Genomic DNA, 17,971 nt, shown 5'->3' with positions numbered 1-17,971 from the left:
ATTCCGGACCCGAGGTGCCCGCGGGGTGAACTCGATCGATTGACATGGAACGATTTGCCATTTTGGATTGACTTCTCCACGGGGGAAGTGAGGTTTATCGATGCGACGCGCCCTGCTCGTGTCCGCGCTCCTGCTCTCCGGCGTCGGTGCCGCCGGCGTCACCGGCCCAGGCACCGCCCGCGAACGCGCGGCCGACGTACCCGTCCTCGTTCCGGCGGCGGCGACCGCCGCGGTCCGGCTACTCGCGAATCCCGGCTTCGAGGCGGGCCTGTCGTCGTGGACGGCCGACACCGCGTCCGCCGTCGCGGTCGTCACGTCGCCGGTGCACGGCGGCGGGTCGGCGGCGCGGCTGACCGACTCCTCGACCACCGCGGGCATCAGCCTGCGCGGCGCGCCGTTCGCCGTCCTGCCCGGCGAGGAGGTGACCGCGACCGCGTGGATCCAGCGCGTCGCCGGCACGGGTGGCTCGCTGTACCTGGAGTTCTGGCGGCCCGACGGGGTGCGGGCGGCGGCGACGTCGGTGGCGGCCGGGTCCGCGACCGGGTGGCAGCAGCTGACCGTGCGGGGCAGCGCGCCGGACGAGGCGACGACGGCCACCGTGCTCGCCTACAGCACCCAGGCCGAGTCGGGCACGACGGTGTGGGACGACGTCTCGGTCACCGCGTTGCCGCCGCCGCAGCGGAAGGTCCCGAACGCCGCGTTCGAGCAGAAGCGCAACAACACCCGGCCGACCGAGTGGACGGTCGTCACCGCGGGCGGTTCGGTGACGTCGGCGCCGGGTCGCACCGGGCAGGGCGTGCGGACCACCGACACGTCGGGCAGCGGCGAGGTGTCGGTGCTGAGCCGGCAGGTTCCGGCGTCGGCCGGGGAGTCGGTCACCGCGTCGGTGTGGGCGAACGGACCGACGGGCGTGCTGTACCTGGAGTTCCGCAACGCGGCCGGCGCCCGGCTCGGCACGCCGCCGACCGCGAACGTGCCGGCGGGCTCGGGGTGGCGGCAGGTCTCGGTGACGGGCACCGCGCCGTCGGGCACCGCCGGGTTGACCGTGCGGCTCTACAGCACGCAGGCCGCCACCGGAACGACCACGTGGGACGACGTGACGCTGCGGTCCAGCGCGGACACGTCCTACGACGCCGCGCTGACCGCGAACGCGGCGGTGCTGTTCGTCGGCGACCAGCGGGTCGAGTCGTACAGCGGCGTGACGCGCGTGATGCGCCCCGGCACCAAGGGCCCGAACGACGGCGTCGTGCTCAGCGGCATCAGCGACTGGGACGCCAACCCGCGCCTGTCCGGGTCGGTGCTGCCGATCGACGGCGGCTACGGCATGTGGTACCACACGACCCAGGGCACCGGGTACGTGACGAGCACCGACGGCGTCACCTGGACCCGCAACGGCCGCACCACGCCGGTGAGCTACCGCGGCAACAACGGCGTCGTGCAGAACGCGGCGTGGACGCCCGGCAGCAGCCTGCCACGGTTCTTCCGCATGCGCGCCCACCACACGAACAACCCGAACCTGCCGGCCTCGCCGCCGTCGGACAACCCCATGCGGCACTACTACATGGAGCAGTCCACCGACGGCATCGCGTGGGTGGCCGTCCCCGGTTCGACACCGATCCCCGGCTGGGACGTGGCGAACGCGAGCTGGGACCCGGTCACCCGGAAATACATCGCGATGATCAAGCCGGTCCCGGCCGACTACGCCCCGCCGTCGGTCGGGCCGGGTCCGCGCCACGTGTGGGTGTCGACGAGCACCGACTTCAAGACGTGGACGGCACCCCGACCGGCGCACATGGCCGACCTCCAGGACGACGCGCTGATCCCGTCGGGCACCTCCCGGCACGGGATGACGCCGTGGGCGGAGTTCTACGGGATGCCCGCGATCCGTTACGGCGACCAGTTCCTCGGCGTCCCGTGGGTCTTCGAGATCGGCTGGAGCCCGAACCGCGACAACGGTGACCCCGGCCCCGACGCCGGCCGGAGCCACCTCGGCCTCGCCGCGTCGCGCGACCTGATCAGCTGGAGCCGCCCCAACCGCACCCCGATCGTCACGCGGGGCGGGATCGACTCGTGGGACTACGGCTTCAACATGAGCGGCACCACGATGGAGACGCGGCAACTCCAGAACGGGGAGTGGGAGACGCGGCTCTGGTACAGCTCGTTCGCCGGCGAGCACGGGTGCGGGTCGGCGAACGTGACGGCCGGCGACTGCGGCAAGGCCACCGGCAACGCGAAGATCGGTCTGGTCACGTGGCCGACCGACCGGTTCGAGTCGTTCCGCGGCGCCGGTTCGGTGACCACGCGGCCGCTCACGCCGGCCGGCCGCACGCTGACGGTCAACTACGACCCGGGCAGCGGGGGCTCGCTGCGGGTCGAGGTCCTCGACGGTGACGGCAACCCGCTGCCCGGTTACGGAATCGGTGACGCCACCCCCGTCACGACCAACGCCCTCGCCCCCGGCGCGGCCGTGACGTGGGGCGCCACCTCGACGCTGCCGGCCGGCCCGGTCCGGTTGCGGTTCACCCAGACCGGCGGCGACCTGTACGCGTTCGCCGTCAGCTGACCCGTAGCACCAGCTTTCCCGTCGTCCGGTTGGACGCGCCGAGTTCGTGGGCCTTGGCGGCGTCGGCCAGCGGCAGCACCGCGTCCACCGTCACCGTGAGATCGCCGCGCTCGACCAGCGCGGCGATTTCGGTGAGCGCACCGTGGTCCGGTTCCACCAGGACGAACGCGGCCCGCAGCCCGCGCGCGGACGCCGCCGCCGACAACCCGTCGTCGATCCCCGCGACGATCGACAGGTAGGTGCCGCCGGGCCGCAGCACCCGCAGCGACCGCTCCGCGTAGTCGCCGCCGATGGTGTCGAGGACGACGTCGACGTCGCGCGCGGCGGCCGCGAAGTCGACGGCGGTGTAGTCGATCGGCTCGTCGACGCCGATGCCGCGCAGGAAGTCGTGCTTGGCGGCGCGGGCGGTGCCGAGCACGTACGCGCCGCGCGCCTTGGCGATCTGCGCGGCGACGTGGCCGACGCCGCCGGCCGCCGCGTGGATCAGCACCCGCTGGCCGGGTTGGATGTCGGCGGTGTCGACCAGCGCCTGCCACGCGGTCAGCGACACCAACGGCAGCGCGGCCGCGTCGGTGAACGGCAGGCCGGCCGGCGTGCGGGCGAAGTGCCGCGACGGCGCGGTCACGTATTCGGCGTACGCGCCGGCCTGGCGCGGGAACCACGGCATGCCGAACACCTCGTCGCCGGGGCGGAACAGCGTCACCCCGAAGCCGACCTCCTCGACCACGCCCGCCACGTCGAAGCCGGGGATCGGCGGGTCGCTCCACAGCTTGCTGCCGGCTGTTCGGCGTGACTTCCAGTCGGTCGGGTTGACGCCGGCGGCGTGCACCTTCACCAGGATCTCGGTCGGCAGCGGCTCCGGCCGGGTCGCCGTGATCTCGACCAGTCCGTCCGGATCTCCCAGGCTGATCGCCCGCATCGTGTTCGTCATGGTGTCCGAGCATCCGGGATTTCCGGGACGGAGAGGAGTGGCCCGATCGCCAACATGTGCAAGGATCTGGCCATGGCACATCGTGTGGTCGTGCTCGCGCTCGACGGCGTCGTCCCGTTCGAACTCGGCATCGCGCCGCGGATCTTCGGCGCGGCCCGCTCCCCGGCGGACGAACCGCTTTACGAGGTGCTCACCTGCACGCTCGACGGGCGGCCGGTCGCCACCGACGCCGGCTTCGAGGTGGCGGTGCGGCACGACGCGTCGGTGCTGGCCACCGCCGGCACCGTCGTGATCCCGCCGTCGCACGGGCTCTGCCACGGCGTCCTGCCGCCCGGTGCGGCCGAGGCGCTCGCGCTGGTGCGGCCGGGCACCCGCCTGGTCTCGATCTGCACCGCCGCCTACGTTCTCGCCGCCGCCGGTCTCCTCGACGGCCGCACCGCGACCACGCACTGGTACGAGGCGCCGCACTTCCAGGCGATGTACCCGACCGTGCGGGTCGAGCCCGACGTCCTGTTCGTCGACGACGGCGACATCCTCACGTCGGCCGGCGCCGCCGCGGGCGTCGACCTGTGCCTGCACATCGTGCGCCGCGACCACGGCAGCGAGGTCGCCAACATGGTCGCCCGCCTGTGTGTGGTCCCGCCGTGGCGCGAGGGCGGCCAGGCGCAGTACATCACGCGGCCGGTGCCCGAGCCGTCGTCGAGCGGCACCGCGCCGACGCGGGAGTGGGCACTGCGCCGCCTCGGCGAACCGCTGTCACTCGCGCAGCTGGCCGCGCACGCGCGGATGAGCGTCCGCACGTTCACCCGCCGCTTCCGCGACGAGGTCGGCCTGACACCGGGCCAGTGGCTGACCCGCCAACGGATCGAGCACGCGCGCCGGTTGCTGGAGTCGAGCGACCTGCCGATCGACCGGATCGCGGCGGTCGCGGGGTTCGGCAGCGCCGCGTCGATGCGGCAGCACCTCGGCGTCACGTTGGGGGTTTCACCGTCCGCTTACCGGCGGACGTTCCGCGCCGCGTGACGTTTCATGAGGACGACCGCGCAGAGCGGCCAGATCGCCTGCGCGCCCGCGAGGACGCGCTCGCTCAGCCCGACGTGGGCGCCGTCGCCGAACAGTTCCAACCCGAACCAGGCGAGCAGTGTCGCGAGGACGGCGGTCGCGACTGCTCCTTTCGGGACGCGCGCTCCTTTCGGGACGCGCGCGAGCACCGGCCACAGGGTCAGCGCGCCGAACGCGACCAGCGCCGCCACCCCGTGCGCCGCCGACGATCCGGTACGGGGCAGCGGAAACGCGGCCACCGCGAGCGTCGCCACTCCCCCGGTGGCCAGCAGCACCCGGCCCGCCGTCGCGGCGCTCCGCAGGCCCGACGCGGTCACCAGGTGGCACACGCCCAGCCCGACCAGACCGGCCGTCATCACCCACCGGTCGGTGGCGCCGTGGCCGGCGAGCGCGCTGATGGTGTCCCGGATCGCGTCGTACCCGGCGGGTTGCCGCCGCGCGGCGAGCGTCCAGCCGCCGATCAGGAAGACGGGCGCCAGCGACGCGGACACGAGCGCGCGCGTCATGCCCGACCCGGCCGGTTCAGGGTGTGGACGGCCAGCACCGTCGGGCCCGCCACCAGCATCGCCACGATCGGGATCGCGACTCCGGAATCGTTGGTGGCGAACGCGATCCACGCCATCGCCACGGCCGACACCAGCGCCGGACGCAGCCACGGTTCGCGGACGTACAGCGCCGCGAGCGGCGCCGGCGTGCGCAGCAGCCAGACCGACGCCGCACCGGTGAGGACCAGTGCCGCGATCGTGTGCGGGCCGCTGAACAGGAGGTCCAGGTTCGCGTCCAGTTTCCGCTGGACGGTCGCGACCGCCGACCCGTCACCGATGCCGGCCACGAACCGGCCGAAGTGGCTGCGCTGCTCGACCGGTCGCCGGGCGTCGAGCAGCCCGATCCCGACGGCCGTGAGCACCCCGGCCGCGCCCGCCACCAGCAACCGCCCCGGCCGGAGCGCCGCGCCCGCGGTGAGCAGCCCGAGCACGACGAACGCCGGCGCGAGCGTGAGCACGCCACCGAAGTCGGCCCCCCACGCCGGCGCCCCGTCGACCGTGAGAGCCACCACCCCCGCCGTCGTCACGAGCGCGATGCCCGCGCGCGGCCTCGCTCGCCGCAGCCCACCGGCGGCCGCACCGGCGGCGAGCAGGGCCGCGGTGGCGAACACGGCGAAGGCGAGATTGCCGAAGCCGACGAACCTGCCGGCCACCAGCGGGTTGTAGCCGAGCATGCTGTTGATCTGCAGGGTGGCACCGGTCACCGCGTCCCAGGCGAGCACGCCGGCCGTGACAACCGCGACCACCAACGCCGCCCGCCCCGGCCGCACCGCTCCGCCCGGCCCCGACGCCGCCGCTCCGCCCGGCCGCGCCGGACGGCGGCCGAGCGTGGACGCCGCGAGGGCCACCCCCGCGATCACCCCGGCCGCGACGAGCGTGGCGACCCACGCGGCGAACGGCGGGTACGGCGCCCGCCACCACGGCACCAGGTTCGCGAGGAACGTGCCCGCCGGCACCGCCGCCAACAGCAGCGCGGCACCGCCCGCCGCCGCTCCCGGTGCGCCGCCGCGGCGCCGGATCAGCGCGTAGAGGCCGAGCATCAACAGCAGGAGCGCGCCGTACCAGGCGAAGAACGGGGTCACGGCCGCACGCTGGGCGGCGGCGGCGCGGTCGAGGTCGACCAGCGCCGCGGCGGTCGCCTCGACGCCGTCCGGGCGGCCGGGGCCGCCGCCCCGCACGGGCTGGCCCGCGAGCCCGGCCGGCAGGTCGGCGCCGATCAGCGTGAGCACGGTCGGCGCGACGTCGCTGAGCTGCAGGTACGGGGCGCGCCGGGTGCTGGGCGACACCAGCCACCCGGGCTCGACACCGGGACCCGTGAGGGCGGCCAGGTGCAGCCGCGGCGCCGGATCGCCGACGCTGCCCGCGACCCCGAGCACCAGCAGCGTGCTGCCGGGCGGGCGGGACGCCTCGATCGTGCCCAGCGCCCGCTCGACCGCCGCCAGCCCCTGACGCCGGCCACCGGATCCGGCCGGGAGCGAACCGAGGTCGACCACCGTCAGCGGGCAGCCCTCGAACAGACGCCCGGGCCGGTCCGGCAGGGACGGCACGTACCGGTCGACCATGCCGTGCCGATCGGCGACCGCCAGCGCCGCTCCGCTCCCGACCGCCACGGCACACGGCACGGCGTCGCCCAGCGTCCCCGGCCGCGCGCCGAACCGCAGGCCGGCGTTGACCGCGTACAGCGCCGGCAGGTCCGGCACCCGGGCCGACACGCCGTCCGGCACCCCGTCGGACGACTCGTGATCGGCCACCTCGACCGGCGGCGCCATCCGCCGCACGCAGCCGGCCGCCGCACTCCCGCCGATCGCGGCGTAGCCGCCCGCGCCGAGGGTCAGCCACCCCTCGCCCGGGCAGGTGACGTCCGGCGGCGCCGGCGCCGAGCGCACCGACAGGGCGCCGACCGCGGCACCGTCCACAATGGACGCCAGCACCGGCGTCCCGGTGACCGAGACGTCCGACCAGCGCAGCCCCGCCACCCCGACCACGATCACCGGACCCGGATCCGCCGTCGCGACCCGCACGTCGGCACCCGCCGGTGCGGCCGGGAAACCGACCAGGGCCCCGATCGCCACCGCACAGAGCACTCCCCGCATCCGCCGACAGTAGAAACGCGTTCCTCTCCGTCCGGACACCCGCCGGCATCGGAACGGCCACAACCCTCTCCCACGATCTTGAACTCCCGTACACGCTCGACGCTCGGAATTCCGGATCTTGGACTGCGTGAGGTGCCATAACCCCTCCAGGAGTCCAAGATCCGCAAACCGGACAGGCCGCGCGGGTCAGGCGGCGCGGATCGGGGCGCGGCGCCACCACGTCAGGCACCGCCACGCCCACTCCGCCGGCCCGTACCGGAACGACCGCAGCCACCACCGGCTCCACAACGCCTGCAGCACGAGGATCGCGACCGTCAGCGCGACGATCATCGGCAGGTCGTCGGTGCTGTCGATGCCCAGCAGCGGCCCGAACACGAGGAACAGCACGGTTGCGCTGAGGTAGTTGGTCAGCGCCATCCGGCCCATCGGCGACAGCACCGCCGACACGGCCGGACCGATCGGGGTGCGCACCACCAGGAGCAGCCCGCAGCAGTAGGCGAGGCCGGTGGCGATTCCGGCCAGCGGCGGGATCAGGCTCACGCCGCCGCCGGGTCCACCGACGACGTTCACGAACGGCAGGTCCGCCCGCAGCCACACGTAGGCGAGAGAAAGAGCAGCGAACACGACGAACGCGACCGTCACCCGGCCCGTGCGGCGTTCCAGCGCGGCCGGCACGTCGAGCATCGCCAGGGCGTAGCCGAGGGCGAGCAGGCCCGGGATCGGCCCGTAGCCGACGACGAGTTGCGCGCCCAGGAGGAGCAGCGCCACGGCGACGGCGAGCGCAGCGCGTCCACCGAGAAAACTCACCGGAATCAGCACGATCAGACCGGCCAGCGCGTACGCCGTGAGCGCCTCGCCGGGGTGCACCGCGAAGTGCGCGAGGCCGATGAGGAAGAGCCAGCCGAGGCGGCGGGCCAGGATCACGCGTGGTCGGTCGGTACGCAGCGCCGCGCGGCGCAGGAAGATGCCGAAGCCGATCCCGAACAGGATCGAGAAGATCGGATAGAACCGTTCGTAGAACAGCACCTGTACGGCTTCCGGCATCTTCGGGGCGCTGCCGGCGGCCTCGCCGCGGAACACCACCTGCTGGTAGACGTTGATGATCAGGATGCCGCACAGGGCGAATCCGCGCAGGGTGTCGAGCGCGTGGATGCGTGGACCGGCGGTGGACACCTCGTTCCCGTCAACCCGGGCCATTGTCATCCATCGATCACATCGCATGGGTGCGCGGCGCGGTCAGCGGTGAAGGTCGCGACCGCGACCTACTTTCGTCGGGTGGTCACGGTCAATTCGAATGGACGCGCCGCGCACGCCGCGCCGGAACCCCGCCGCCCGGATACCCTGCACCCATGGGACGCAGCCGGATGCTTCCGGTCGCCGTCGACGTGGCCGTGGCAGTGGTCGCCGCCGTGATGGGCGCCGCCCTGGCGTTCGCCGACCCGAACGTCGGCACCCGGTTCGTCACCGCGCCGGCGTGGGTCTACGCGGTGGCGCAGGCCGCCGCCGCGGCGATGCTGCTGGTGCGCCGCCGGTACCCGTACACCGCCACGCTCGCGATCGCGGCGATCAGCCTGTTCGCGCCGGCGTGGGCGGCGTTCCTCATCCCGTACGCCGTCACCGCGTACGCCAGCGGCCCACGGTCGCGGCAGTGGGGCGCCGTCGGGCTTCTCGCCACGGCGTTCCTCGTGGGCATGCACGCGTGGGCGGTCGACGACCCGTTCACCGCACCCGCCGTCATCTTCGTGTCGGCGCTGCTCGGCATGTACTTCAACGCGCGCCGCAGCCTCGTGGCCGAACTCACCGGCCGGGCCGAGCGGGCCGAACGCGAGCGGCTGCTGCTCGCCGAGCAGGCACGGGCCGACGAACGGATCCGGCTCGCCGGCGAGATGCACGACGTGGTCACCCACCGCATCAACCTGATGGTGCTGCAGGCCGGCGCGTTGCGGGTCAGCAGCACCGATCCGGCCGCGCGGGCGGCGGCCGAGGAGCTTCGCGTGGCCGGGTGCCAGGCGCTGGCTGAGCTGCGCGACCTGGTCGGCGTGCTGCGCAACGGCCAGCCCGGGCCGGCCGCCGACGGCGGGAAGCCCACCGGCACCACGGATCCGGGCACCGAGCCGGGGCTGGAGTCCCTTGTGGACGATTCCCGCGCGGTCGGCCTGCCGGTGTGCCTCGCCGAGGACGGCGACCCGGCGGTGGTGGCGCCGACGGTGCGGCGCACGCTGTTCCGCGTCGTGCAGGAGTCGTTGACGAACGTGCACAAGCACGCGCCGGGCGCCGACGCCACCGTGTCCGTCCACTATGGACGCGACAGCGTGCGCGCGACCGTCTCCAACACTCCCCCGCGGCGGCCGCCCGACGCCGACCTCACCGCGGCCGGCGGCGGCAGCGGCCTGGCCGGCCTGCGGCACCGGGTGGAGGTGGTGGGCGGCACGCTGTCCGCGGGGTCCACATCGGACGGTGGATTCACGGTGCGGGCCACGCTGCCGGTCTACGTACCCACGGCGGTGCGCCGATGAGCGGCGCCGCGATCCGCATCCTCGTCGTCGACGACGAACGCATGGTCTGCGCGCACCTGCGCACGATTCTCGCCGCCGCGCCCGGCCTGGAGGTGGTCGGCGAGGCCTACGACGGCGCCGACGCGGTCGAGGCCACCGTGCGCCTCACGCCCGACGTCGTGCTGATGGACCTGCGGATGCCCGGCGTCGACGGGCTCGCCGCGATCGAGCGCATCGTCACGCTGCCCTCCCCGCCCCGTGTGGTGGCGCTGACGACGTTCGACCTCGACGAGTACGTGCTGCGCGCGTTGCGGGCCGGCGCGGTCGGGTTCCTGGTGAAGTCGACGTCGCCCGAGGACCTGGTCGACCTGGTACGGGTGGCGGCGGCCGGGCACACGGTGCTGTCGGCGGTGCCCGCGCAGCGGCTGGTGAACAACACCGCCGACGCCGAGCGCGCCCGCACGCTCGTCGGCTCGCTCACCGATCGCGAGGTGGAGGTGCTGGCGAGCCTCGGCGCCGGCCGGTCGAACCAGCAGATCGCGCGCCGGCTGCACCTGTCCGAGGCGACCGTGAAGGGCTATGTTTCGCGGCTGCTCGTCAAACTGGGCTGCGGCAACCGCACGGAGGCCGCGCTGCTCGCCCACGATGCCGGCCTTCGAGCCGGGCTACGCGGTGAGCGGGAGTGACGCCGCCAGCTTCGTGACCGCCGCCGTCGCCACGGAGTACTGCGTGCCGTGCGGATGCACCGTGAGGATCACGACGATGCTGCGGTCGTCCGGTCCGACGATCCCCGTCGTGTGCAGCGCCTCCCCGGTGAAATCGACCGGGGCGAGCGCCGGCGCGACCTCCACCGGCACGAACTCCACCGGCACGACCTCGGCCTCGGCGGGCACGAACACCGCCGGCGTCGCGCTCGTGCAGTTCTTCGGCGCGCTCGCGAACTCGTACCAGCCCTGCTTCGCCGCCCACGGCACGCCCGGAAACGCCGACGGGATCCCGAACGACTGGTCGTACCCGTCGGTGCCGCACTTCGTGAACGTCCCCTTGCGCAGGCGTCCCAGGATGTACTGCCCCACCCGCGCCGGCGCCTCGTCGAGCAGATACCGGTAGACGCGCACCAGATGCGCCGCGCTCACCTCGGTGGAGCCCCAGCCGGTGCGGGGCGCGGTCGGCGGGACGACGGTCATGCCCAGCCGCTGGTTCATCCGGGCGATGACCGCCGTCCGGCCGCCCAGGTTGTAGAAGTGGCTCGCGGCGTTGTCGTCGCTGCGGCTGAGCATGAGGTCGAGTTGCTTCCGCTCGCCGGCGGCGACGGTCTCCCGGGTCCAGAGGTAGTCGATCGCGATGAGCAGCTTCACCAGCGACGCCGACCGGAACCGCTGCTCGACGTTGTGCTGGACGGTGAACGCCGCGGCCTTCCGGTCGTAGACGGCCACTCCGGCCGTGACCCCCGTCGGCAGCGCGACGGTCTGCGCCGGGGTGGCGCTGGGCGGCGCGGAGGCGCTGGGCGAAACAGACGCGACCAACGGCGACGCCGACGCCGCCGTGGAAGCGGCCGACGCCGTCTCGTCGGTGTCGTCCGCACCGCAGCCCGCTATTCCGCCCGCCATGCCGCCCGCCACGAGCGACAAGATAGCCAGGGCCGTCGCCATCCGGATCACTGCCACCCCCCTTCAACGACGCGGTCACGCGTTGGAGTCGTATACCCCGGTTTCCGTCACGAATTGTCCCCCTCCGTGAAGACTGACCGGGGAGATCGGCAACGCACGGGGGTACGAAGATGGATCGTCGGGGGTTCCTGGGTGTCGCGGCCGCCGTCGCCGGCACCGTAGCAGGCGCGGGAGCGGCCGTCCCGGCCATCGCGGGGACGAGCAGCCGCCCGGTGGCGTTGTGGGAGGAGCTGGGCGGTTTCGTCCCGGCCGGGTACCTGCAACTGCGTCCACCGCAACTGGCCGTCTACGGCGACGGCCTGGTGGTGGCCGACGCCGCCGAGTACCGCCGGCTGCGGCGGGGAGCGCTGAACGAGTTCGTCGACTTCGCCGCGTCGGTGCTGCGCAACCCGGACAACGGCGTGAAGCGCCCGGGCTCCCCGGTCGTCGCCGACGTGCCGGCCACGAAGTTCACCGCCCGCCGGGGCGGCCGCACGTGGAGCATCTCGGCCGAGGGGCTGGCCGTGCTGCGCGAGCAGCGCGCGTTCCCGCGTCCCCTCTACGATCTTCTGGACGAGTTCACCGATCTCCGCGACTGGGCCCTGCGCGGCCACCCGTTCGCGCCGGCCGCCATCCGCCTCGTGACCATGCGGGTCGAGCAGCCACCCGCCACGCCGGTGCCGCCGTGGCCGGCGGACGTGCCGGTCCCGATCCCGCCGCCCGACCAGTTCTCCGGTTCGGTGGACCTGTACGGCCGGTCCGCCCGCGCGGCGGTCCGGGCGATCCCCCACGCCAATTCTCATAGGGACGCGTGGACGTTCACCACGTACCGCGCCCCGAACGGCAGGTACCTCGCGGCCGGCTGGCGCCGTCTCCTCCCGCACGAGTAACTCAGCGAAGGTCGCTGGTCACCGCGAGCCTCAGGTACGCGTCCACCCAGGCCACCACGGCCTCCGCCGAGGCGGGCGGCGCCGCCGCGAACGCCGACACCGACCCCGCCGCCCGGGCCAGCCCGGCCCGCGACAGCTCGGCCGCCGCCGCCCGCAGCCGCTCCGGGAACGTCGTCGGCAGGTGGTCCAGCCCGCGGTGGGCCACCTCCGCCAGCACCGACACCGCACCGTCGACGGCGAGATCGAGCGCGTCCGACTCGACGAACGATCCCGTCGCCAGCGCCACCGCGGGCTCGTCGACGGCGAGGTCGGGCACGACGACGCGACCGTCGACGGCCACCGCCAGCGGGTCCACCACCACCGCGCCGGCGTGGCGCCGGAGCGTCCCGCTGACGAACCGCGGCCCGTCGCTCAACGCCCGGGCCAGCGCGTCGAGGCCACCCGGCGCCGTCGGCCGGTACACCGACGACACGAGCCCCGGCGCCCCGGCCGGGTCGACGATCACCGCGTCGAGCCGCTGGGCACCCGGCGCGTACACGATGTCGCGCACCTCGGCGATCTCCACCACCCGCACCAGTTCCGCCTCGACCCGGGGCCGCACGAAGCGCGGCGGCAGCTCGTCGAGCTCGGCCGCCGCCGCGGGGAGGTCGCGGACGATCAGCCCCGCCGGCAGCTTGTCCCAGGCGCCGGACGACGGGCCGACCGAGGTCTTCGCCAGGTTGCCGGTGCCCAACCGCACCGTGCGGCTGGCGCTGCGCACCGCCGACTCGGTCACCACCGAGCCGGCCGCCAGCGCCGCCACCGTGGCACCGGCGATCCGCCGGTTGGTCACCCGGTCGTCGGGCCCGGACACCGGCCAGATCCGGCGGATCACCAGCACGGTCGCGCTGTCGGCGTGGGCGAGGAAGATCTCCACCACCCGCTCGGTCGCGTCGCCGGTGATCCTGCATCCCAGCCCGTCGAGGCGGAGCCGGCGCAGCGGCGTCTGTGCCGCCTCCTCCGTGCCGAGGATGCGCGAGCGCAGGCCGTCGCCCTTCGCGGCCGCACGATGGCGGGCGTGCAGTTCGGTCACCAGGTCGGCGAGCAGGTCGGGCCGGTAGCGGCTGCTGCGCTCGGCGTACGCGGTCAGTTGCTCGGCCACGTCGCCGACGGCGAGCAGCGGCCAGCGCAGGCCGGCCGCGTCGAGCGTCCGCTGAACGCCCGCGATCGCGCCGCCGAGCCCGGCCCCCGCGTGCACCGCGCCGGTCCGCAGCACCTCGTCGGCCAGCGCCACCGCCTCCGCGAGCCCGGTCTCCGACGTGTCCAAAGACCCGCCGACCTGCACCTGCACGTCGGGAACCCCGGGATGCCGCTCGTCGGCGACCCGGAACGCCCACACCGCCAGCGCGATCACGTCGTCGCGGGCGCCCTTCACCGCGTCGGTGTGCGTGAACCCGAGGTCGGCGGGCACCAGGAACCGCACGGAGCAGGAGCTGAGCTCCACCCGCGGCGCCGGGTCGGCCGCCGTCGCCCGCACCACCCGCGCCGCGTATCCGGCCCGCGCCGCCCGCTGCGCCGACGTCATCAGCCGCTTCCCGATCCGCGCGGCCAGCTGATCGTCGGTGAAGGCCCCGGGCGACCATCCGGTGGTCGCGTGGATTCTTGAAGACGCGTCTGAGGTCGCCGCTGGTACCGCATTCTCCGGTTCCGGTGGCGCCTCGGCGCCGGCACCGGCCGCGTCGCGCTGGTACGCGAGCACCACCACCAGCACGTGCCGGCACACCCCGCTCGCCCCGCATGTGCAGGTCGCCGCGTCGAGCCCGCCACCCACCGGCAGCCTGGTGCTGACCCCGTCGCCGAACGTGCCCGTCAGCGTCCCGTCGCCGTCCGACACCAACGCCGGCGCCGCCGCGTCGACCTCCTTCGTCGCCCGCTTGACCAGACCCCGGTTGGTCAACGTCGTCAACGCATCGGTCGTCAAAGCGAGCAGGTCCGCTCTCATCGCCCCACCCGCCCGGCTCTCATCGCCCCACCCGCCCGGCTCTCATCGGCCCACCCGCTCGGCGACGAACGCGGCCAGCTCGCCGGGCGTCATCGCGCCGACGTGCGCACCGAGGTCGGCGATGCGCTGGGCGAGCTCGCGGTCGTAGACGGGGTTGGCGTCCTCGTCGAGCGCCGCCAGCCCGAGCACGATCGTGCCCTGCCCCACCAGGTCCTTGACCGTGCGCAGCAGCCGCGCCTCGCTGCCGCCCTCGTAGAAGTCCGTGATCACCGCGAGAATCGTCCGGCGCGGCTGGTCGATCAGTTGCGCGCCGTACGCCACCGCACGGGCGATGTCGGTGCCGCCACCGAGCTGCACCTTCATCAGCAGCTCGACCGGGTCGTCGACGTCGCTGGTCAGGTCGACCACGTTGGTGTCGAAGGCGATCAGGTGCGTTCGCACGCCGGGCAACCCCCACAGGCACGCCGCCGTCACCGCGGAGTGGATCACCGACCCCGTCATCGACCCCGACTGGTCGACGACGAGGATCACCTGCCACTGCTCCATGTGCTTGCGCGTGCGCGACAGGAAATACGGCGTCTCGACCGCGATCCGCTTCGTCTCGGGATCGTGGTGGGCAAGGTTGCGGCGAATCGTGCGCCGGACGTCAAAATTGCGGGCAAGCTTGAACCGGCTGGGCGTGCGCGCCCGAGCCCCGGTGAACGCGATCCGCACCTCCTGGGCGAGCTTCTCCATGAGATCCCGCACCACCTGCTCGACGATGCGCCGCGCCAGCCGCAGCACCTCCGGGTTCATCAGGTGCTTGGTACGCAACACCGCCTTGAGCAGGGTCGCGTTGGGCTCGATGCGCGCCAGCACAGCCGGGTCGGTCACCACATCGTGAATCTCGTACCGCTCCACCGCGTCCCGCTCGAGCCGCTCGATCGTCTCCCGCGGAAACAACCGCGTGATCTCGTCCAGCCAGTCGACGGTGGTGAGCTGCGACGGCCCACTTCCGCCCGCCCGACCGTCGCCGGCAGCTCCCCCGCGCCCGTTCGCACCACCGCCCGCACCGCCTCGGCCGTTCGCACCGCCGCCCGCGCCCCCACGGCCGGCGCCCCGCCGCACGCCCCGCTTGGCCAGGTCCTCGTCCCGCCCGTAGAGCCAGTCGAGCGCGGCGTCGCGGGCAGCCCCCTCCTCACTCATGCCACCCCCACCGGTACAGGCATCCCCCGCCTCACCGAGGATCAGCCGCCACCGCTCCAACCCGGGATCCGCGATTTGATCACTACCCGATCCGGTCGTCATATCAACCCCTCCCGGGTGAGCAGCGCGTCGACCGTGCGCTCCAGCACCAACGCGCGCACGACCGCATCGGGGTCGACGGCGTCCCGGAGCAGGTCGCGTCCCGTCCCCCCGTGACCCCGCCGGGCCAGCACCAGCCCCGCGATCGTCTCCCGCTCGCGCGGCGGAAACCAGGAGAACGCCTGCCGCAGGGCGGGCAGCGCCACCAGGAAGTCGTGCTCCCCCATCCCGTCGACCAACTCATCCAGCATCCCGACGACGCCCTCCGCGTGCAGCACCTCCTCACGTGCCAACGCGAACAACCCCGCCAACCAGTCGCCGACGGTATCCGCCGCCCCCGCCGACCGCACCGCCGCCATCGCCCTCTCCGCACCCCCCACCACGCCACCCGCGAGACCCGCCGCACCGCCGGCGAGACCCGCCGCTCCGCCAGCGCCACCCACCGAACCCGCCGCGCCACCCGCCGAGCCGGCCGGCGCGCCGAGTGACCAGGTGAACCCGAACGCGGCGCCGCGCACATCGGGCGGGGCGGTCCGGTCGGCGGCGACGCGGGTCATCACCTCCAGTGCCGATTCCCGGTCGGCGCCCACCGCGTCACCGGCGTGGACGATCGCGTCGCGGGTTGCCACCAGCGCCGCCAACCGGGCCGGTTCGGCCGGCGCCGGACCGCCGTGCAGGCCCTCGGCGAGCCACAGTGCCCGGCGCACCGCGGCGCCGATCACCCGGCCGAAGGCCAGGCTGCGGGCGGTGCCGAGGAGCCGGTCGTGCCGCCACAGGGTCAGGGTCACGGTCAGCACGGCGCCGAGCGGGCCGAGGTGCGGCGCGCCGTTCACGGCCCGGTCGATCCGGTCGAGGAGGCGGTCGGGGAGGGTGCCGATGCCGCACAGCGCGGCGTCGAAGAGGGCTGCGGCCAGCCGCTCGACGTCGGGGCCGGCGTCGGTGACGCGCTCCTCGATCAGCGCGGTGGCGGCCACGTCGAGCGTGCCGCCGTAGGCGCCGGCCTCGATCAGCGCGGGAAGCCTTTCGGTGACGGGCGTGAGCGTCCACGCCTCCTCGAACACCGGATCGACGCCGGTGGTCGGGCCGTGGTCGCGCCGCACGCCGGGGATCCGCAGCACCCGCAGGCGGTGCAGCATCCGGCTGCGCGTGCGTCCCGCGTCGGTGGTGAGGTTCAGGTCGACCACGCGGTCGCCGTCGAGCCCGAGCCGCTCCAGTTCGGCCTCGACGTCGTGCACGAGCGGGGGCAGCGGGGTGTCGGGATGCAGCCGGCCGACGCGGTCGCCGCTCAGCGCCGCCACCATCTCCACCACCACCGGGTGCGTGCCGGAGCGCAGCGTGCCGCGCGACGCCCACGGCAGCGGGACGTCGAGCGCCTCGTCGACGAGCGTGGTGGCGAGCCCGTCGAGCACGTCGGTGCGGGCCGGATGCCGGTGACCGCGCACCGTGGCCAGTCCCGCGGCCGACGCGCGGGCGGCGATGAGCGAGGCGGTCGACACGTGCTGGCGCCGGTCGCGCAGCCGGGCGACGACGGCACCGGTGAGCCGGTCGGCGGCGCCCTGCGGACCGTGGTCCCACAGGTCCTGGTAGTAGGCCGGGGACGGCATGCCGGACTGGTAGCCGTCGAACGCGTCGAGCCGACGGAAGGAGTAGGGCACGAGGTAGCTGCCGCCCACCGCCCCCTCGGGCAGGGCCGGCACCTCGGGCCAACCGTCCTCTGTGGACGGTTCGGCCGTGAGCCGCAGGAGCGCCGGGCGGTGGAAGCCGCCGGTGACCACCACCACCGGCCGGTCGCCCGCGTCCGCGACGGCGGCCCGGATCCAGCGGGCCATGTACGCCTCGCGGGCGTCGTCGTCCTCGCCACCGTCACCCTCACCGCGAACGAGGTCGAAGTAGGTGGCGAGGCGTTCCTCGATGCCGTCCGGGTCCTCGATCTCGACCAGGTGGTCCCACAGCGTGTCGACGTTGTCGACCGCGAACCGCGCGCACAGCCGCTCGACCGCCTCGTGGTAGCGCTGCTCGGCGTCGGCGTACCGGTTCTGCCGGTGTGCGAACGCCGGGTGCCAGGCGGGCAGGTCGACGAACCGCACCTCGGCGCCGACGCCCCGGCCGGCCGTGAGCGCCACGTACTCGGGCGAGTAGGCGCAGAACGGCGCCCAGGACCCATGGGTGCGCTCCGGATCGCGGTAGCTGCTGAAGATCGCGACCGGCAGGTCGTGGCCGAGCAGCAGTTCGTCGAGGCGGCCGTTCATGTCGGCCGGCCCCTCGACCAGCACGTGCGCCGGACGCAGGCGGGCGATCGTCGCCTCGACCAGCCGCGCGCAGGCCGGGCTGTGGTGCCGCACCCCGACTAGCGTGACACCGCCCGATGCGGTCGCCGCCTCGTCTCCCCGCGCCGTGCCGCCCCGCGCCGTGCCGCCCCGCGCCGGGCCGCCCCGCGCCGGGCCGCCCCGCGCCGGGCCGCCCCGCGCCGGGCCGCCC

13 protein-coding genes are annotated in these 17,971 nt (G+C 74.3%); 5 read left to right on the top strand and 8 right to left on the bottom strand.

Annotated features, from left to right (window positions below):
- Positions 1-100: 100 nt before the first annotated feature.
- Positions 101-2,563, top strand: coding sequence for a carbohydrate binding domain-containing protein (locus tag Vau01_RS41330; protein ID WP_239152268.1), 2,463 nt, complete (start codon positions 101-103; stop codon positions 2,561-2,563).
- Here Vau01_RS41330 and Vau01_RS41325 read toward each other — a convergent pair.
- Positions 2,556-3,494, bottom strand: a complete 939-nt coding sequence (locus Vau01_RS41325) for an NADP-dependent oxidoreductase (RefSeq protein ID WP_239152267.1) — start codon at positions 3,492-3,494, stop codon at positions 2,556-2,558. The genes Vau01_RS41330 and Vau01_RS41325 overlap by 8 nt on opposite strands.
- A gap of 72 nt (positions 3,495-3,566) precedes the next feature.
- On the opposite strand from Vau01_RS41325, the gene Vau01_RS41320 reads away from it, so the two are divergent.
- Positions 3,567-4,517 (top strand): GlxA family transcriptional regulator, encoded by a 951-nt coding sequence (locus Vau01_RS41320; RefSeq protein WP_239152266.1) that lies wholly within the window; start codon positions 3,567-3,569, stop codon positions 4,515-4,517.
- On the opposite strand, the gene Vau01_RS41315 is transcribed toward Vau01_RS41320, so the two are convergent.
- From Vau01_RS41315 to Vau01_RS41305, 3 genes are all read right to left on the bottom strand, one after another.
- Positions 4,490-5,062 (bottom strand): DUF998 domain-containing protein, encoded by a 573-nt coding sequence (locus tag Vau01_RS41315; RefSeq protein WP_204005342.1) that lies wholly within the window; start codon positions 5,060-5,062, stop codon positions 4,490-4,492. The genes Vau01_RS41320 and Vau01_RS41315 overlap by 28 nt on opposite strands.
- Positions 5,059-7,194: a hypothetical protein gene (locus tag Vau01_RS41310; RefSeq protein WP_204005341.1), complete on the bottom strand. Its 2,136-nt coding sequence runs from the start codon at positions 7,192-7,194 to the stop codon at positions 5,059-5,061. The genes Vau01_RS41315 and Vau01_RS41310 overlap by 4 nt, the downstream gene beginning before the upstream one ends.
- A gap of 186 nt (positions 7,195-7,380) precedes the next feature.
- Complete coding sequence (locus Vau01_RS41305) at positions 7,381-8,391, bottom strand: DUF418 domain-containing protein (protein WP_204005340.1); 1,011 nt, start codon at positions 8,389-8,391, stop codon at positions 7,381-7,383.
- 152 nt (positions 8,392-8,543) lie between these two features.
- Between Vau01_RS41305 and Vau01_RS41300 the strand changes: the two genes are divergently transcribed.
- Both Vau01_RS41300 and Vau01_RS41295 read left to right on the top strand, forming a co-directional pair.
- On the top strand, positions 8,544-9,710 hold the full coding sequence (locus Vau01_RS41300) for a sensor histidine kinase (protein WP_204005338.1): 1,167 nt from the start codon (positions 8,544-8,546) through the stop codon (positions 9,708-9,710).
- A complete protein-coding gene (locus Vau01_RS41295) occupies positions 9,707-10,375 on the top strand; it encodes a response regulator (protein ID WP_204005336.1) in 669 nt (222 codons plus the stop codon). The genes Vau01_RS41300 and Vau01_RS41295 overlap by 4 nt, the downstream gene beginning before the upstream one ends.
- On the opposite strand, the gene Vau01_RS41290 is transcribed toward Vau01_RS41295, so the two are convergent.
- The gene (locus Vau01_RS41290; protein WP_204005334.1) at positions 10,355-11,311 is read right to left on the bottom strand and encodes a hypothetical protein; all 957 of its coding nucleotides are present in this window, start codon (positions 11,309-11,311) and stop codon (positions 10,355-10,357) included. The two genes, Vau01_RS41295 and Vau01_RS41290, sit on opposite strands and share 21 nt — an antisense overlap.
- A gap of 158 nt (positions 11,312-11,469) precedes the next feature.
- On the opposite strand from Vau01_RS41290, the gene Vau01_RS41285 reads away from it, so the two are divergent.
- Positions 11,470-12,228 (top strand): hypothetical protein, encoded by a 759-nt coding sequence (locus Vau01_RS41285; protein WP_204005332.1) that lies wholly within the window; start codon positions 11,470-11,472, stop codon positions 12,226-12,228.
- Between the two features lies 1 nt (position 12,229).
- Here Vau01_RS41285 and Vau01_RS41280 read toward each other — a convergent pair whose 3' ends face one another.
- The 3 genes from Vau01_RS41280 to Vau01_RS41270 are packed head-to-tail and all read right to left on the bottom strand — an operon-like array spanning position 12,230 to position 17,835.
- Positions 12,230-14,209: a YehQ family protein gene (locus Vau01_RS41280; protein ID WP_204005330.1), complete on the bottom strand. Its 1,980-nt coding sequence runs from the start codon at positions 14,207-14,209 to the stop codon at positions 12,230-12,232.
- A gap of 42 nt (positions 14,210-14,251) precedes the next feature.
- Entirely contained in the window at positions 14,252-15,469 is a 1,218-nt protein-coding gene (locus Vau01_RS41275) for a VWA domain-containing protein (RefSeq protein WP_204005399.1), read from the bottom strand.
- A 23-nt stretch (positions 15,470-15,492) separates the two neighbouring features.
- Positions 15,493-17,835, bottom strand: coding sequence for a DUF5682 family protein (locus Vau01_RS41270; RefSeq protein WP_204005397.1), 2,343 nt, complete (start codon positions 17,833-17,835; stop codon positions 15,493-15,495).
- Between the last annotated feature and the right edge of the window lie 136 nt (positions 17,836-17,971).

Source organism: Virgisporangium aurantiacum, from assembly GCF_016863635.1.
Taxonomy (GTDB): Bacteria; Actinomycetota; Actinomycetes; order Mycobacteriales; family Micromonosporaceae; genus Virgisporangium; species Virgisporangium aurantiacum.
This window is presented reverse-complemented; position numbering and strand designations above follow the sequence as displayed.

What these genes read in the sequence shown, in the direction of transcription:
- Vau01_RS41330 (WP_239152268.1), top strand. Translation starts at nt 101, where the DNA reads ATGCGACGCGCCCTGCTCGTGTCCGCGCTCCTGCTCTCCGGCGTCGGT.
- Vau01_RS41325 (WP_239152267.1), bottom strand. Translation starts at nt 3,494, where the DNA reads ATGACGAACACGATGCGGGCGATCAGCCTGGGAGATCCGGACGGACTG.
- Vau01_RS41320 (WP_239152266.1), top strand. Translation starts at nt 3,567, where the DNA reads ATGGCACATCGTGTGGTCGTGCTCGCGCTCGACGGCGTCGTCCCGTTC.
- Vau01_RS41315 (WP_204005342.1), bottom strand. Translation starts at nt 5,062, where the DNA reads ATGACGCGCGCGCTCGTGTCCGCGTCGCTGGCGCCCGTCTTCCTGATC.
- Vau01_RS41310 (WP_204005341.1), bottom strand. Translation starts at nt 7,194, where the DNA reads ATGCGGGGAGTGCTCTGTGCGGTGGCGATCGGGGCCCTGGTCGGTTTC.
- Vau01_RS41305 (WP_204005340.1), bottom strand. Translation starts at nt 8,391, where the DNA reads ATGGCCCGGGTTGACGGGAACGAGGTGTCCACCGCCGGTCCACGCATC.
- Vau01_RS41300 (WP_204005338.1), top strand. Translation starts at nt 8,544, where the DNA reads ATGGGACGCAGCCGGATGCTTCCGGTCGCCGTCGACGTGGCCGTGGCA.
- Vau01_RS41295 (WP_204005336.1), top strand. Translation starts at nt 9,707, where the DNA reads ATGAGCGGCGCCGCGATCCGCATCCTCGTCGTCGACGACGAACGCATG.
- Vau01_RS41285 (WP_204005332.1), top strand. Translation starts at nt 11,470, where the DNA reads ATGGATCGTCGGGGGTTCCTGGGTGTCGCGGCCGCCGTCGCCGGCACC.
- Vau01_RS41280 (WP_204005330.1), bottom strand. Translation starts at nt 14,209, where the DNA reads ATGAGAGCGGACCTGCTCGCTTTGACGACCGATGCGTTGACGACGTTG.